Source organism: Pantoea sp. OXWO6B1 (assembly GCF_001641135.1).
Lineage (GTDB): Bacteria > Pseudomonadota > Gammaproteobacteria > Enterobacterales > Enterobacteriaceae > Pantoea > Pantoea allii.
This window is the reverse complement of the sequence record NZ_LWLR01000004.1, coordinates 104,916-118,792: the sequence shown is the minus strand read 5'-3', so window position 1 is coordinate 118,792 and position 13,877 is coordinate 104,916. Positions and strand designations below refer to the sequence as shown.

Here is a 13,877-nt window from a genome sequence, read left to right as displayed (position 1 = left end):
GCCCCATCAAAATCCGAGTCGAGGAGACGAACATGAATTTTGACCCGAAAATCGTCGCACAGGCGGCGCTGTTTGTAAACGCACTGCGCAGCGGCCAGCATGCTCATGTGCCTGCGATGCCGTTTTATCTCTGGCAGCAGTTCATTACGACCGTTAACACAATGACGGGAGCCAGAGCATGAGCCAGCAGAATCAGGCAGAAAATGCCGACCTTACAACCGTCACCGAGGACGACATTGCCCGCGCGCTGGGCCAGTACTGCGTCATTACCCTGGACAACGGGGACGAAGCGTTTTACATCCACGGCCAGTTTATTCACAGCACGGAAGGGGCGAATGATGATCCGACCCTGAAGGAAATCGCCAGGCTGTCGGCCCGCGCGGAATGCCAGTCGCTCAACTGCATCGATCTGGCCGTACCGGAAGACGATGAATGGTGCTGGAATGATATTGTCGAGCAGCTCGCCCGCTGCACGCCTTCTGAGGAGGTGAGAGCCACGGTAACTGTAACGGGTTGCGAAACGAAGCGGGGCAGGGGGGTGCATTTCTGTGGTCATCCGCTGCTGAGTGGCCACAATGCGAATATGTGGTTTCCGGTGGCAGAGGATGAGTCGTGGTTTAAAGCGGTTGAGCGCGTTCTGGTTATGAACGGGCTGGCCGAGAACCTTTGCAGTCTGGAGCCGCTGCGAAAAGGCAGCGATTACAACGACTGGCGTGCCATCTATAACCGCAAAGTGCGTATCTGACGGGACAGGGCCGGTTGTTTCCGGCCCTGCTGTCACCCACTCAGGAGAAGTTCCCTATGCTGAAAAACACCCCATCCGCTGTGGTAACGCCCACTGTAGTTGCGTCTCCGGAATCACTGAAAATAGCCGACCTCGATGACCTGGCAGATTACGCGCTGCATCCGATACCGTGGGAAATAACCGACGTGACCTGTAGCGCTGCGGCGGCAGTCGTCACCTTCGCCCGCTGCACGGGGCTGGACAGTAAAAATGACCTGGCAGAAACGGCCATTACCGATCTGCTGGCAAATCTTATGCACCTGTGCAGCGCTAAAGATCTGCCGTTCTGCGAGCTGCTTATCCGCGCCGGTGAGCATTTTCGGGATGAAGCCGCAGGCTGATACCGTGCGGTGCAGGGCGCAAACCCTGCAGGCCCTCCGGGCCGGGCAAAACCCGGTGCTGACGCACCGGCTCCCTCCCTCCGCGTGCTGTGACTCTGCGGGGCAGCTTCACCACTCTGCTAAGTAATGTGACCATTCTGGCCAGTATTCATGCCAGAACGGGTATGGCCGGGTGAGTTTATGGCCAGCTTCCGCTGCCTGATGAACCCTTTTCGCCTTTTCATAAGCCACTGCCGGGACATGGCCCCCTTCGGCTCCTGCCCTGGCGGGCAGTCGTCAGCCCAACTCCGACAGGCGGCGATATAGCTGCCGCCCGTCTCCGCCGAACCGCAAAGGGCCGCGTTTCGGGCCTCCCGGCTAAGGTCTGATGGCTGAGGTCAACGGCTGCAACCGGCTGGCGCCGGTGCGTTCACCGGGCGCGTCCGCGCCCTGTAAGGCCGTCACGCCGTTCCGTCGTGCCGGAGGTGTTCATGCTCACTTTATCCCCGTGCGGCTGTTCTGTTCCGGTGGTTCAGCGCGGAGGGCTGACAGTAGCACAGTCCGTCGCCCTCCCACTCCGGTACGCTTCGCCGTTCCTCACCCGTTCGCACTCGCCATAAACCCGGCTCGCTTGCGCTGCGGCTTCCGGTGACGCCTCCGTTCCGGTCGCCAGCCGGTGCCACTTTGCCCTTCGCCGCGATGAACTCACCGAAACATGGTTAACAGCAACCGACAGAGGAGAACCAGCATGAACACACGCAACGTCAAGACCGCCGCTTCTGAATCTACCGAAACACGGGTTGAAGGGACAAAAGTCAACACCGGACTGACAGCGGATCAGTTTCAGGATCTCAGCGATTTCATCATCGACAACGGCACCTTCTGCGGGCCGGGCGGGGTGACCTGGCAGGAGCTGGCGCTGTTTAAAGAAATCACCGACCCGTCAGAAGACGGTGAGCCACGCAAAATTTATGTCTGGGAGGGCTGGCCATACGCCCTTTATGAATTCGACCTGGGCTACACGGCCATCAATTACGCGCAGACCCGAAAAATGATCGCCTGGTCACTGGAAAACGCCGGTAAGCATTCCTCAGCGCCGCGCTGAGCGACAAACATCCGATGCCGGGACAACCCCGGCGTAATAACAACGTATCTGAGAGGTAATCACTATGGTCAGTTTTGCAAGCCGTTATGCTCCAAAAACATCCATTCGCGAAAATCGCCCGCTCACCAATGATGAGCTTATGCGGTACGTACCGAGTGCGTTTTCTGTTGAAAAACATGAGTCGCGTTCAGACCGTTATACTTATATTCCGACAATTACCCTGCTCGACAAACTCCGCTCGGAAGGGTTCGAACCTTTCTATGCAAAACAGTCCCGCGTGCGCGATCAGGATCGCCGGGATTTTACCAAACACATGATCCGCCTGCGTCGCGGAAATAACGGCAGCGGCAAGGAGGTGCCTGAAATTGTTCTGCTGAACAGTCATGACGGTTCCAGCAGTTATAAAATGATCCCCGGTATTTTCCGCGAAGTCTGCACCAACGGGCTGGTCTGCTGGAAAACATTTGGCGAAATCAGCGTGCCGCACAAAGGCGATATTGTCAGCCAGGTGATCGAAGGCGCGTTTTCGGTTCTGGATGTGTTTGAAAAAGTCGAAAATAATATCGGCATGATGAAGGGGATTGAGCTGGATAAGGCAGAAAGGCTGCTGCTGGGCCAGCTGGCGCTGGAGTACAAATATGAAGACAAGGCACCCCCGGTGACCGCCGAAAATATTATTCACCCCCGCCGCTGGCATGACAAAGGCACCGACCTGTGGACGGCCTTTAATATCGTTCAGGAGAATCTTGTAAAAGGTGGCCTGTCGGGGCGAACTGAAAAAGGGAAGCGCACCACCACGCGCCCTGTTAACGGCATCGACGGCGACATAAAATTAAATCAGGCGCTGTGGAAGATGGCGGAAGAATTCGCGAAGCTGAAAAGCTGAAAAAAAGTAAACCCCGGTTCGCCGGGGTTTACTTTTTGGGGGTGCCGGGATCATTCCGGCTCAGCGTTATAGAAGGCGATTTTTCAAGAGGTCCGGTTTTATTCATTTACGCATAAACTTCATCCCTTGCAACCAGAACGCGGTAGATGCTTTTAATTATCGCGGCATACTCTCTGCGCTGTTTAATTAACTTCGGATTCGGTCCGGTGTTATACATACCGACCGTGTCCCACGTCCTGCCATACTTTTTGAAATTGCTCGCCTCGATCCATGCGCCGGTATAAATGCAAATACACGGATCAGCCAGTAAACGTTCCCGCGTAATATTGAATTTCTTTAACGCGTTGAAGTTTGAACTGTTGATTTGCATATTGCATACGTCAGTGCTTTTTCGTGCGCTTTTGTTGTTTATTGCGTTATTACGCATGCGCGACTCCTGAATGGAGTGTGCCATGAGTAAACGCGGATCGATTCCGAAATCATGCCCGGCTTTCGTGAAACACATTTCTGGCTCAGCCTGAACGGTGAATGCGATAAAAAGGACGGCGGCGGGTAACCACTTCATATTTATGGAATCTCATGTGCGTGCGCAAAATGCGCCGTGCTGTGTCTGATCAAAAAATACCTTCTCAGATCATCCTGTGCAAGATAATTCGTTACAGGCGCGCACTCTGCGCTTGATGTTTGTTGTCAGTGCCTGGCAGAGGTTAATTAAATTCCACTTAAGACACATATTCAACAAGCCGCTTTTATAGTTTCTCTTTCATCACACCCCACGCAAGATTTCATCTTGCGGTTTTGTTTCATTAAAACAAGGAGTTAGGTTTCAAATATTATGTTTTTTTTGAGGTTAAAACTAAATTGTGTGTTAATTAACACACCTTGCAGTGCTGGATTAGATGATATGTCAGTGCCGGATTGTGTGTTAACGCAGTGCCTGATTGTGTGTTTTTAAGGTGCCGGATTGTGTGTTGATGCAGTGCCGGATTGTGTGTCAAAAAGGCACTGCTACCGGCACTGTCGTGTGTGTTAATTGTGGTTATATAATTTAATCATTAACTTAAGTGAGTTTTATTCTGCGATGGTGCCGGATTAAGACACACAAAATAGCCCTGTAGTGCCGGATTAACACACCTGGAACGGGCACTTAAAGGGCTTTCTTTACGCTGTTTTATGGCCACAGTGCCGGATTAACACACTGAAAAACGGCTAAAAACGCCCGTTTTTCTGTAAAATGGCTTTCCGCACGGAGGTGTCTTTTATCATGAAAATCAGCTCAAAAATAAAATTACAGTGCCTGATTGACACACAGTTAAAAACAGCCGAATAATAAAAAAGAAACCCACATCTGTTTTACACCGCTTTCGTGGTCAGGAACAGCAAAACTTAAATCCGCATTAAGCTAACGCTTTGCCCGTATTTATATCAACGGCATTCAGGAGTGAGACATGGCCAGAAGAAATATTTACTTTAAAGAAAAAACGGAAAGGGATGTTCAGGAACTCGTTGAGATTGAGATTCAGAACGGCGCCACGCACGGAGAAATTAACTTTTCCTCAATGGTTAATGAACTGGTCGGGATTGGTCTGATTATCAAAAAACATCAGGGTGAGGGGAAAACTTTTGATGAAGAAGGTTTTAACCGTGACTTAATCCGGAAAGTGGCTGGTGTGCGTGAAGGTATCAGCATTATGACGGCCATGATGACGGAAATGTATCTGCATATGCGCGGTGAAAACTCTGACGACAGGCTGGGCGAGTTGCTGAATCAAAATCTTTCAGCAATCAGTCAGGCGGAATATGACGCTGAGAGCAAGCACTTTATCCAGAAAGACTGATTTCATCTGTTGTATGAGTCGGGTTAATCCCCGGCTCAGTTTTTTTTGAATTCCTTATCCCTGCATCCGTTATCCGGCTTACCCTCCAGATAGTTCTGAAGCATTTAATTAAGGTCCATCCTGTTAAGCTATGCTGGTTCTTCACGGCAATCTACTCAGTGTTGCCTCAGATGTTGCTTTATCACTGTCTGCTTGTGGCGGTTCTTGTGAAGGCGGTTTTATTCAGGAGGCAATGTAAGGCATAAGTTGTGAATGTGAATTCAGACGGTGAGTCAGGGAATGTGTCTGAAATAATTTAAGGGCGAATTCGTCAGGAACTTATGTCCTGTTTCGTTTCGCCCTTAATCTCCGCTGTGTTAAGTCTTAAGATGTTTTTTTCAGTGATAAACCCTTACTGAGTCAAAACGTCAGTAACGTTTCGCCCTTCCTGAATAACAGACATTACCGCGCCATGCACTCAGGATATCAGTGTGCTGAAAAGGTATTTAATCGTTACTGTCAGGATGAACCGGCGTGAATAAAATACAAGTCTAATTTGATGAAAGCGGGTTCTCAGCCCGGCTGACTTTTTCAGTAATAAACTCGTCAAACAATACGGCCAGTTCCCTCAGCCTGTGAACCTCTTCATTTTCAGGTAACTGGTGCTCAGTCAGGTAATTCAGTGAGCCCAGCAGGCGCTGCATAATTTCCTCGTTCATGCTCTGCTTATTAAACCGGGCGCTGATATCAATATCTCTTCTCAGATTAACCGGGAAACTGCTGCTGAATGCGCGCTTCTGGCCGGGTACAAATACTTTTTTATCCTCCTGGTTCTTTAACTCTGCTGCATATTGCTGCCGAATAACTTCCAGCCTGCTCTGAATAAATTCATCAAACAACCTGGCCAGTGCGACCAGCCTCTGACCTTCGCCCGTTTTAATTACCGGCCTTCGGGGAGAAAACTGCAGGGAGGTAATTAATCTGCTGATGATTTCATCGTTTGTTGTATATCCGCGAACCCTTGCCGCTACGCGCAGCTCGGTCAGAAGATTTTCAGGGAGCCACAGTTTCCGGTACTGCATTTCACCCTGAGCATACTTCCTCGGCCTTCCTCTGCCGTCGCCCATTTTTTCTTTCACTTTCATGCTGCTGGTCCTCCTTGCGAGGTATTCCCTTGTCAGGGCCCAAGCCTACGCCAGCGGCATTCAGGATTAATCTTAAAATTTACTGAACATTCATGTAAAAGCGTGACATGTGTCACAGATTTTTTTTTTTGAGAAAATGTACACTTACGCAGCGTTACATCCGTTTACGCGCAATGACATTTCCTTAACTCAAATCAAGGATTAATTACAATGAAGCCAGATGATTTAACCCCCCTTGAAAAAGGGGCGGTGGCGGTAGCATTACCGGACGGTGTCAGACCACCTGAACGCAGTGTTATCGGCCAGCTCTCCGCCCGCTTTAAACTGAGGTCCTCCGCGTTTTTCCTGCTCGTCAAATCCAGCCCGTTTATGCAGCGTCTTCTCATTTTGTCCGGGGTCATGCTTTTGCTTTCTGCATTCCCTCAGATTTCATTTGCGGAAGACCTGCTGAAGGGGCAGAAAACCGATATCAACGACACATTCGGCCACGGCGGTACGGTTGAGTGGATTTTGTATATCGTTGAGTTCCTTTCCTGTCTGTGGCTTTACATCAAAACCCGTAACCCGATGGTCCTCGGCGGCCTCGTTCTCCTGATTATTGCCACCCGTACGCTCTACCCACTGATTGCGAACTGAATCGTGGACGAGCGGGAATCATCCAAATACCGCTTCCCGGAAACACTGAACCAGCAGAAACGATGGCTCGGGCTGCCGCCTGAAGAGGCTTTTATCCTCCTCGGTTGTGGTCTGCTCGGCTTTTACATCGACATGTTCATCGTGATGCTCGTTGTCGGGGCGGTGCTCTGGCTTTTGATCCGGCACCTCAAGAAAGGGCAGGGCTCCTGGTGGCTTCTGAACCTCTTGTACTGGTATCTGCCGACCATGCTGTTTCGGGTGCAGTTCCGGCGCGTGCCTGATTCAGCCAACCGGCACTGGATGCAGTAATGACCCTGCCGCCCTTCGGGGCGGCACCTTTTCCCCGCGCGGGAGGGATAATGAAACTTCGTGTAAAAGAGACGCGAAACAGACTGACGGTGGCACTGCTGGGTGGACTGGGTGGCCTTCTGGCGCTCAGCGTCGCCGGCAACTGTATTACCGGCGGTCTTGCGTGGCATTTTTACAGCACACAGAAAACCATCACCGTTCCGATGATGTTTGACCGTGCATTCAGCTCAACGGCCACCGGAGGCGATGCGAACCTGAACAGCATGCTGGTTCGCTCTCTCGCCAGCCTCCGCCTGAACGTGACGCCAGAAACGGTAGACAGCCAGTACGCGCGTTTACTCAGCTGGGTTCCCCCGGAGCAGCGCTCCGAAATGAAGAAAACCCTTGCGGTTGAGACCGACTACATCAAGAAAAACGGCATTGCCAGCGTGTTCAGCATCGAACATGAATTCACCGACACCACCACCGGTGAAATTACTGTCGGCGGCACGCTTCATGCCAGCACCACCAACGGCAGTCTTGACCTCGTCACGCCTGATGCACACCGCGTCAGAGCCGCCAGTGGCAAGGACAGGATTGACCTTCCGGATGCCAGAAAGGCCTACCGCTTTAATCTTCACTACGTTGACGGTCTTATCCGCCTGACAGACTTCTCCGAAGTGAAGTGGCCAGCCGCCTTTGACGCTGACGACTCAGGGAAAAAATCATGAAACTGACCTTTACCGCGCTACTCGTTGCCGGAGCCTGCCTGACCAGCAGCGCTATGGCAGCCGTCAGCGGCCCCACGGGAACGGTGTTTGAAAACAATGCCCACCTGAAGGCGCAGATGAGCAACACCAGTCCTAATAAAGTCATCATTGACGGCGAACTCATCACGGGCGTGACCGGCCCTGAGAATGCCTACAACCGCGACACTACCGCAGACGGCGCGCTGCTGATTACGCCCACGACCGGCCAGGACTTCACCATTTTCCTGGAAACGGCGAGCGGCATCAGCGCCTCACTGGATGTGTCACCCCGTCCGGGGAACGGGCGCACGCTGCGCCTCATCCCTGCCGTGACAAAAATCAAAGCCAATCCTGACGCAAAAGCCTGGGAAGAAAGTCAGCCGTGGGAGAAGACGCTTGTCAGCGTCGCCCGTACCGTCGTGAACGGTGGCGTACCGGATACCTATACCGAGCTCAGCGCCGATCGGGGACCGGTTTACACGCCCGCCGCCGGCGTGACGCTGACGCCCGAGCGTCAGCTTGCCGGTTCCCATCTGCGCGTCATGCGCTATCGCATGAGCAACACCGGCTATGTGACGCGCGAGCTGAGCGAAAGGCAGTTCTGGCAGAAAGGGATACGCGCCGTGATGCTGTCCACGCGTACGCTGTACGCCGGTGGGCAGGGCTACGTCTGGGTGATTTTCTCCACTGACGCGGAGGGTTCGTAATGAGCAACATCAACACGGCAACCCGCCGCCGTCAGTGGGTGATAACGGGGATTACGGTGGCCGTCGCTACGGCCATCGGCACGGGCGTCTGGTGGTACAGACATCATCAGGAGGAGCAGAAAAAACCTGCGCCGGTGAAGGTGGACCTGACCGGACACGGACTGGTCACCTCCGACTTTACCGAAACCGTGACCAACTCCGTCCTGACACAGCAGCAGAACAAAACGGCCACGCTGGAAAAGGGCCTGTCCTCACTGTCCACGGAGGTCAGTTCGCAGAATGAAGCCCTGACCCGAAAGCTGGAGCAGATTAGCGGTGCGCTCGAAAAGCTCCAGAATCAGGCGGACAAACCGCCTTCAGCCGGCAGCGGCACAGGCACACAAAGCAGTGCCGGGATGCCCGCAAACGGCCCGCTGTCAAAAGGGCCCGCAGGCCCTGCGCAGTGGCAGGTGACCGATCCGGCCAACGGGCCGGCATCCGGTCAGGGTGGTCAGTTCTATCCCTCAAAGGAACGACAGGGCTTTTATCCCGGCAGCGGAACCGTCCGCCCCGGAGGACTGAAGCGTGACACGTTCACCTATGCCGCGCTACAGAAGCCAAAGTACACCCTTCCGTGGATTCCGTCGGGTTCGTTCTCCGAGGCAACCATGATTGAGGGGGCTGACGCCAACGCCAGCGTGACCGGTCAGCAGAACACCTCGCCCGTGGTCATTACGCTGCTCGGCGACGTTTCCATGCCGAACGGACGCACCTACAACATGGACAAGTGCCGCGTGACCGGCGAAATCTACGGTGATATCTCCAGCGAGCGCGGTGACGTCCGGACCAAAAACATCAGCTGTATCCTGAAAAACGGCGATCACATCGATATGCCTTTTGAAGGGCACGTGTCCTACCAGGGTAAGGTCGGCATTCGGGGAAAACCGGTGATGCGTAACGGACAAATTCTGATGAATGCGGGCGGGGCGGGCTTCCTGTCTGGCCTGGGCGACGGCTTCAAGTCTGCCGCCACCCCTATGGTCGGACTGGGCGGTGCGACAACGATTGGTGCCGGTGACATTTTCAAACAGGGCCTCGGCGGCGGTGCCAGCAAAGCGGCCGATACGCTCAGTCAGTATTACATCAAGCGTGCAGAGCAGTATCACCCGGTTATCGATATCGGGGCGGGTAACGCGGTCACCGTGGTCTTCCAGCAGGGCTTCCGGCTGAAAACGATCGAACAGGAAGACGCTGAGAAAGAGAAGAAAGAGTCTCCGGCTAATCCGGTCCAGCAGACGGCGGCCACCACTGCGGCTAAAAGCTCAAAAGGGGGTTCTGATTCAACCGTTCTGAACCCGGATGAAGTGCTCAGGCAGGCCAGCCAGCTGCGGCTCGGCGACACCATCAACTGAAAGGACTCGCGATGAAACAGTGGTACGTACTGAAAACTCTCTTTGCCCAGGAAAAACGGGCTGAAGCGCATCTGGTTAATCAGGAAGTGGAGTGCTGGTTTCCTCTTTACACCGGCAGACGACTGGCTGAGGGAAAAGTAACCTCCCTTAAGCCAACGCCGCTGTTTCCTGGCTACGGTTTTGCGCGCTTCGATCCGGAGGAAATCCACACCACAACCATTAAGGCAACGCGCGGCGTCTCGCAGATTGTCCGGTTCGGGGAGCGTCTGGCCGTCATGAGTGACAGTCAGATGGACGCGCTTAAAGAAATGACGGGCGAGGTTGTGGAAACAAAGGAAAAACCCCCGGCTCACGGCGACACGGTCATTCTGGAAAGCGGCGTTTTTGAGGGTTTTGAAGCCGTCTGGCATGAGCCAAACGGCACAAAGCGGGCGGTCATGCTTGTTACCCTGATGGGCCGCATCGTTGAGCTGGATTTGCGGAAACTGCGTAAGGAAGGCGTCAGGTTCCGTCACAAAAGCTGCAACGAGTACAGGACATGAACGTAATCAAAAAAAAGCGGGCCGTGTTTCTGGCGACACTCGCGCTGCTGACTGTGATGCTGCTGGCCGGCTGTGACTATGGTGACAGGCAGTTTGATGAAGACCGGACAAAAGCACTGCAGAATCCTGATGCGTTTCAGGCCTATCAGCAGCTGAACAAGGACGCGGAAAAAAACTGCCATCCCGGAGTGTTCAGAGCGACATGCTCAGAGGAAGTGCATACTGCGTATCAGGAGCTCGCACTTTCACTTTACCGCACAGCGTTAAACCGGCGCTCTCCCGCTGCCTTCATTGACCTGTTTATGCGGGATGACCCGCCGGAGGAGCTGCAATCCCGGATGCCCCAACTCGCTGAAGAACTGATAAATCTTGCCACGCATTCGGCGGGTGACAGGTCGTCAGCGCGTCTTCTGGCCACTGCTGCCCACGTACTGGAACGGGGGCAGTGGATGCAGAAAGACAGCGTCCGTGCCGCTGCCTTTTTTGCTCAGGCCTGGCTTGCAGGCGACACAAGGGCACCCGCCAGTCTCAGCCGTCTTTACAACGAGCAGCACGATGAGGCCAGCGCGCTGCTGTGGCGGTTGCGCTGTATTGGCGACTGTTACAACAAACTGGAAACTGCCGAGGCCCCCGCTACGCTGAGCCCGAGAGAGATTCTGCGCATTCAGACCCTTGCAAAAGACCGAAGCATTATCACCGTGAACGGGCGGGCAAACTGGGAGGCGAAATGAACATTCTCGTCAGGGGTGCGCTTGTCGCGCTTTGCCTTCTGCAGACGCTGCCCGTAATGGCGGGCGGCTTCTCTTCCCGATCATCTTTTAAATCTTCATCAGGCTTTGCCGCCCGCAGTCCGTCCTACCGGCCCTCCTCAACAGGCAGCGCGCCCGCCTATAAAAGCTTCAGGCCGGAATCGGGCAGCAGCGCGACATCTGCCGGAGGAAACGGCAGTCCAGCGGGCAGGGTTAACGGCGCGTCTTCGGGATACCGGCCTTCACCTACTGCCCGGCAGTCACTGCTGAACAACAACGGGCCTCAGCCCTCACCCCGGCTTCAGACCATCATCAGGGAGAAAGAAGCCAGTGGTCCCGGCTGGATGGGTACGGCTGCGCTGGTCTGGTTACTCAGTCAGCACGATTTGTCTTCCAGCGATCGCGAATGGATAAACAGCCGGCTTCGTGAGGCAGACAGCGGCGGGGGCAGTGAGCAGCCAGCCCCCGTGTCCGGAGAGTCTGACGTCAGTTTTCAGTGGGCCGTTCCTGCACACATTGTCAGTGGCCAGCCGGTAAAAATCATCGTGACGGCGTTTCGTCACGGGAAAGCGGTTTTGCCTTCCTGTGAACTCGACGATGTAAAGAGCGTGCCGGAAAACAACGCGGCGGTGCTGAACTGGACGCCGGAAAACACGTTTTCTGCCGTGGCAACCTGCAGGGCAGAGGGCTGGGTAGACCAGCGGCTGCTTACCGTTTCTCAATTGAGTGGAGGGGAAAGTGAATCTGAACCTGAGCCAGACTGAGGATAATTTTAACAGGCAGCGAAAACAGTTTAATCGTATCCGTTGGATGAATGTCGGATGGCTGGAAAGACACCCACTTCATGTTGAGACCCTTGCTGTGTGGGCTGTGACTGCCTTTATCGTGTTAATCAATCTGGATGATTTTTTTTCGGAACAAATCCGCCCCGTACTCCTGACGGCAGGTCTGGCATCGGTCGTTTTATCGGGTGTGTTATGGATTCGGTGGAGAAATAAACCGCATAACTGGGCTGACCTTATTGCAGATGAACTGGTTTCGTACCTTCCCACTGATCCGGACGCTTTTGCCAGACTACAGCAAAGTGTTTTAACGGATGGCCATCTTGACCCAAAGGCGCTGGATGAATGGGTAAAAGCGGAGGAATGTGCAATTCGGTACAAACAACAGGCTTTGAACCGACGGGAGTTCGCTTTCACGTCACGCAAAATGGGCTATGAAACAGAGGACCGCCATCATGACGACAACCGACACCCGTGAAGCGCGGATACGGCTCTGCTCGCTCCGCATCCGGTATCGTAAAGCATGGCTGTCACAGGCCGACAGTAAAACCCTGGCTGCGCTGCTGACGGCCATTGAATCTGTTAACCAGTCACTGAACAGCCCCTGTATTGAGCCAGACCCCCTGCCTTCAGCAGACAGCAGCGGTCATGAAAGAGGAACAGCGAATGGCCAGCGAATTTCTGAAGTTAATAACTAAGCGGCGTATGACGCGGCAAGGAGTGACAGAATATGACGACCCGTAAGGTGTCAAATAACCGATCATCGAAGAACATTGAAATCCTGCTCTCACTTCTCTTATTCGCGGGGTTTTGCGGGTTACTGTCGTTGGGCGTGCTTTATGGGTTGCCGATGATGATCCATGCCAAAAGTGAAAATAAACTGCAACAGATTGGCTCACTGGCGATGGTGAAAAACAACTGCCACGGCTTCTTTCGCCACGATGACGATGTTTCTGTGCTGGTGATGACCAGCGGTTACGTGGTGACAGTCAGCGGTTGTGTGAATGCCGATCCTGGCACAGCAGTGATGGAGCCGATAACCACTCTCACAACGGACGGTCGGGATATCGGTAAATACTGGTGTGTTAATGATATTTGTTATGAACGCACGGACAAGGAAAACCACTGAAGAACCAGGCATGTTTTACTCAGGCGTTTTTTCATGAACGCGTCAGTGCTTCTGCCGGGTTGTGTCGTTCATCTGTCTGTGTAGCGTGTGGCCGGGCGCGGTAACGCCCCAGGCCCCGCAGTCGCTGCTCAGCAGCAGCGGCCCCCAGACCTCGTCCAGGCTTAAGACCCTTATCAGGGAGAAGGAAGCCAGTTAGCCCCGTTGGGTGAAAACCGTTTAATCCGACAGGTCATTCTCACCGCCACTTTTTACATTCACACCCTTATCCGCGGCGCTGCCGCACCAGAGGACTTCACCATGCAAAAACTGTTTGCGTGCGCACTGCTGTGCGCTGCGCTCACCGGCTGCGCCGGTATGAACACTGATTTCGACTGCAACAAAACCGCGACTGACCAGTGCCTGACGATGTCCGAAGCCAGTCATCTGGCTGACAAAGGTAAAAGTCTGGATGACCTGACCGCGCAAAAGGACGCGGCCCCAAAGGCTGCCGCTGAGGCGCTGGCGACGCCCGGCAATGTGAAGCCCGCCATAAACCCTCAACGCACAGTCAGCGTCGCAACGCTTGCCCCTCGTCCGGTATCAGGTCAGGCAGTGACGCCAGGCACAATAAGAGCGTCAACGGTTCCCGTGCGGGCATCGTCGCTGCCTGCCGGCACCGTAACAACCGCAGACAGTAACGGCCCCGGTCAGGTAGATGCCCGACGCATCCCTGACGCAACACAGCGTCTGTGGATCGCGCCCTGGGTGGATGAGCAGGACAGTTTTCATCAGCCCGCGGTCGTGGAGTTTGTGAAGAAAAAATCCCGCTGGAATGATGACTATCGCGTTATCAGTGAAGGGGAGTAAC

20 protein-coding genes are annotated in these 13,877 nt (G+C 54.0%); 18 read left to right on the top strand and 2 right to left on the bottom strand.

The genetic code is table 11. From position 1 onward, the window contains the following. The first annotated feature begins 32 nt into the window (after positions 1 to 32). The 5 genes from A6A26_RS24425 (at position 33) to A6A26_RS24405 (ending at position 3,095) form a co-directional block, all read left to right on the top strand. Positions 33 to 182 (top strand): hypothetical protein, encoded by a 150-nt coding sequence (locus tag A6A26_RS24425; RefSeq protein WP_063881361.1) that lies wholly within the window; start codon positions 33 to 35, stop codon positions 180 to 182. Further along, the gene (locus tag A6A26_RS26140; protein ID WP_253851968.1) at positions 179 to 745 is read left to right on the top strand and encodes a hypothetical protein; all 567 of its coding nucleotides are present in this window, start codon (positions 179 to 181) and stop codon (positions 743 to 745) included. Before A6A26_RS24425 ends, A6A26_RS26140 begins: the two co-directional genes overlap by 4 nt. A 56-nt stretch (positions 746 to 801) precedes the next feature. Continuing rightward, on the top strand, positions 802 to 1,125 hold the full coding sequence (locus tag A6A26_RS24415; protein WP_063881360.1) for a hypothetical protein: 324 nt from the start codon (positions 802 to 804) through the stop codon (positions 1,123 to 1,125). A gap of 727 nt (positions 1,126 to 1,852) precedes the next feature. Beyond that, positions 1,853 to 2,209, top strand: a complete 357-nt coding sequence (locus tag A6A26_RS24410; protein ID WP_063881359.1) for a hypothetical protein — start codon at positions 1,853 to 1,855, stop codon at positions 2,207 to 2,209. Positions 2,210 to 2,273: 64 nt separating this feature from the next. Continuing rightward, positions 2,274 to 3,095 (top strand): DUF932 domain-containing protein, encoded by an 822-nt coding sequence (locus A6A26_RS24405; protein ID WP_063881358.1) that lies wholly within the window; start codon positions 2,274 to 2,276, stop codon positions 3,093 to 3,095. A gap of 106 nt (positions 3,096 to 3,201) precedes the next feature. Here A6A26_RS24405 and A6A26_RS24400 read toward each other — a convergent pair whose 3' ends face one another. Next, complete coding sequence (locus tag A6A26_RS24400) at positions 3,202 to 3,660, bottom strand: lytic transglycosylase domain-containing protein (RefSeq protein ID WP_063881357.1); 459 nt, start codon at positions 3,658 to 3,660, stop codon at positions 3,202 to 3,204. An 883-nt stretch (positions 3,661 to 4,543) separates the two neighbouring features. Between A6A26_RS24400 and A6A26_RS24395 the strand changes: the two genes are divergently transcribed. Beyond that, positions 4,544 to 4,933, top strand: a complete 390-nt coding sequence (locus tag A6A26_RS24395) for a relaxosome protein TraM (RefSeq protein ID WP_063881356.1) — start codon at positions 4,544 to 4,546, stop codon at positions 4,931 to 4,933. Positions 4,934 to 5,463: 530 nt separating this feature from the next. Here A6A26_RS24395 and A6A26_RS24390 read toward each other — a convergent pair. Then, the gene (locus tag A6A26_RS24390; RefSeq protein WP_063881355.1) at positions 5,464 to 6,057 is read right to left on the bottom strand and encodes a hypothetical protein; all 594 of its coding nucleotides are present in this window, start codon (positions 6,055 to 6,057) and stop codon (positions 5,464 to 5,466) included. 210 nt (positions 6,058 to 6,267) lie between these two features. Between A6A26_RS24390 and A6A26_RS24385 the strand changes: the two genes are divergently transcribed. The 12 genes from A6A26_RS24385 to traV all read left to right on the top strand — a co-directional run bounded on the left by A6A26_RS24385 (position 6,268) and on the right by traV (position 13,876). After that, positions 6,268 to 6,693 carry a hypothetical protein gene (locus tag A6A26_RS24385; protein WP_063881354.1) on the top strand — a complete coding sequence of 142 codons (426 nt, stop codon included), beginning with the start codon at positions 6,268 to 6,270 and terminating at the stop codon, positions 6,691 to 6,693. 3 nt (positions 6,694 to 6,696) lie between these two features. Further along, entirely contained in the window at positions 6,697 to 7,002 is a 306-nt protein-coding gene (traL, locus tag A6A26_RS24380) for a type IV conjugative transfer system protein TraL (protein WP_063881353.1), read from the top strand. A 50-nt stretch (positions 7,003 to 7,052) separates the two neighbouring features. After that, a complete protein-coding gene (locus A6A26_RS24375; RefSeq protein ID WP_063881374.1) occupies positions 7,053 to 7,712 on the top strand; it encodes a TraE/TraK family type IV conjugative transfer system protein in 660 nt (219 codons plus the stop codon). Then, positions 7,709 to 8,437, top strand: a complete 729-nt coding sequence (gene traK / locus A6A26_RS24370; RefSeq protein WP_063881352.1) for an F-type conjugal transfer protein TraK — start codon at positions 7,709 to 7,711, stop codon at positions 8,435 to 8,437. The genes A6A26_RS24375 and traK overlap by 4 nt, the downstream gene beginning before the upstream one ends. Then, positions 8,437 to 9,828 carry an F-type conjugal transfer pilus assembly protein TraB gene (gene traB / locus A6A26_RS24365; protein WP_063881351.1) on the top strand — a complete coding sequence of 464 codons (1,392 nt, stop codon included), beginning with the start codon at positions 8,437 to 8,439 and terminating at the stop codon, positions 9,826 to 9,828. The genes traK and traB overlap by 1 nt, the downstream gene beginning before the upstream one ends. A gap of 11 nt (positions 9,829 to 9,839) precedes the next feature. After that, complete coding sequence (gene rfaH, locus A6A26_RS24360; RefSeq protein WP_063881350.1) at positions 9,840 to 10,370, top strand: transcription/translation regulatory transformer protein RfaH; 531 nt, start codon at positions 9,840 to 9,842, stop codon at positions 10,368 to 10,370. After that, positions 10,367 to 11,101 (top strand): hypothetical protein, encoded by a 735-nt coding sequence (locus A6A26_RS24355; protein ID WP_063881349.1) that lies wholly within the window; start codon positions 10,367 to 10,369, stop codon positions 11,099 to 11,101. The genes rfaH and A6A26_RS24355 overlap by 4 nt, the downstream gene beginning before the upstream one ends. Then, positions 11,098 to 11,883 (top strand): hypothetical protein, encoded by a 786-nt coding sequence (locus tag A6A26_RS24350; protein WP_063881348.1) that lies wholly within the window; start codon positions 11,098 to 11,100, stop codon positions 11,881 to 11,883. Before A6A26_RS24355 ends, A6A26_RS24350 begins: the two co-directional genes overlap by 4 nt. After that, positions 11,858 to 12,379: a hypothetical protein gene (locus A6A26_RS24345; protein ID WP_253851965.1), complete on the top strand. Its 522-nt coding sequence runs from the start codon at positions 11,858 to 11,860 to the stop codon at positions 12,377 to 12,379. The genes A6A26_RS24350 and A6A26_RS24345 overlap by 26 nt, the downstream gene beginning before the upstream one ends. After that, positions 12,357 to 12,599, top strand: a complete 243-nt coding sequence (locus tag A6A26_RS24340; RefSeq protein WP_063881347.1) for a hypothetical protein — start codon at positions 12,357 to 12,359, stop codon at positions 12,597 to 12,599. Before A6A26_RS24345 ends, A6A26_RS24340 begins: the two co-directional genes overlap by 23 nt. 32 nt (positions 12,600 to 12,631) lie before the next feature. Beyond that, the gene (locus A6A26_RS24335) at positions 12,632 to 13,030 is read left to right on the top strand and encodes a hypothetical protein (protein WP_063881346.1); all 399 of its coding nucleotides are present in this window, start codon (positions 12,632 to 12,634) and stop codon (positions 13,028 to 13,030) included. 297 nt (positions 13,031 to 13,327) lie between these two features. Continuing rightward, positions 13,328 to 13,876 carry a type IV conjugative transfer system lipoprotein TraV gene (gene traV / locus A6A26_RS24330; protein WP_063881372.1) on the top strand — a complete coding sequence of 183 codons (549 nt, stop codon included), beginning with the start codon at positions 13,328 to 13,330 and terminating at the stop codon, positions 13,874 to 13,876. Position 13,877 lies beyond the last annotated feature (1 nt).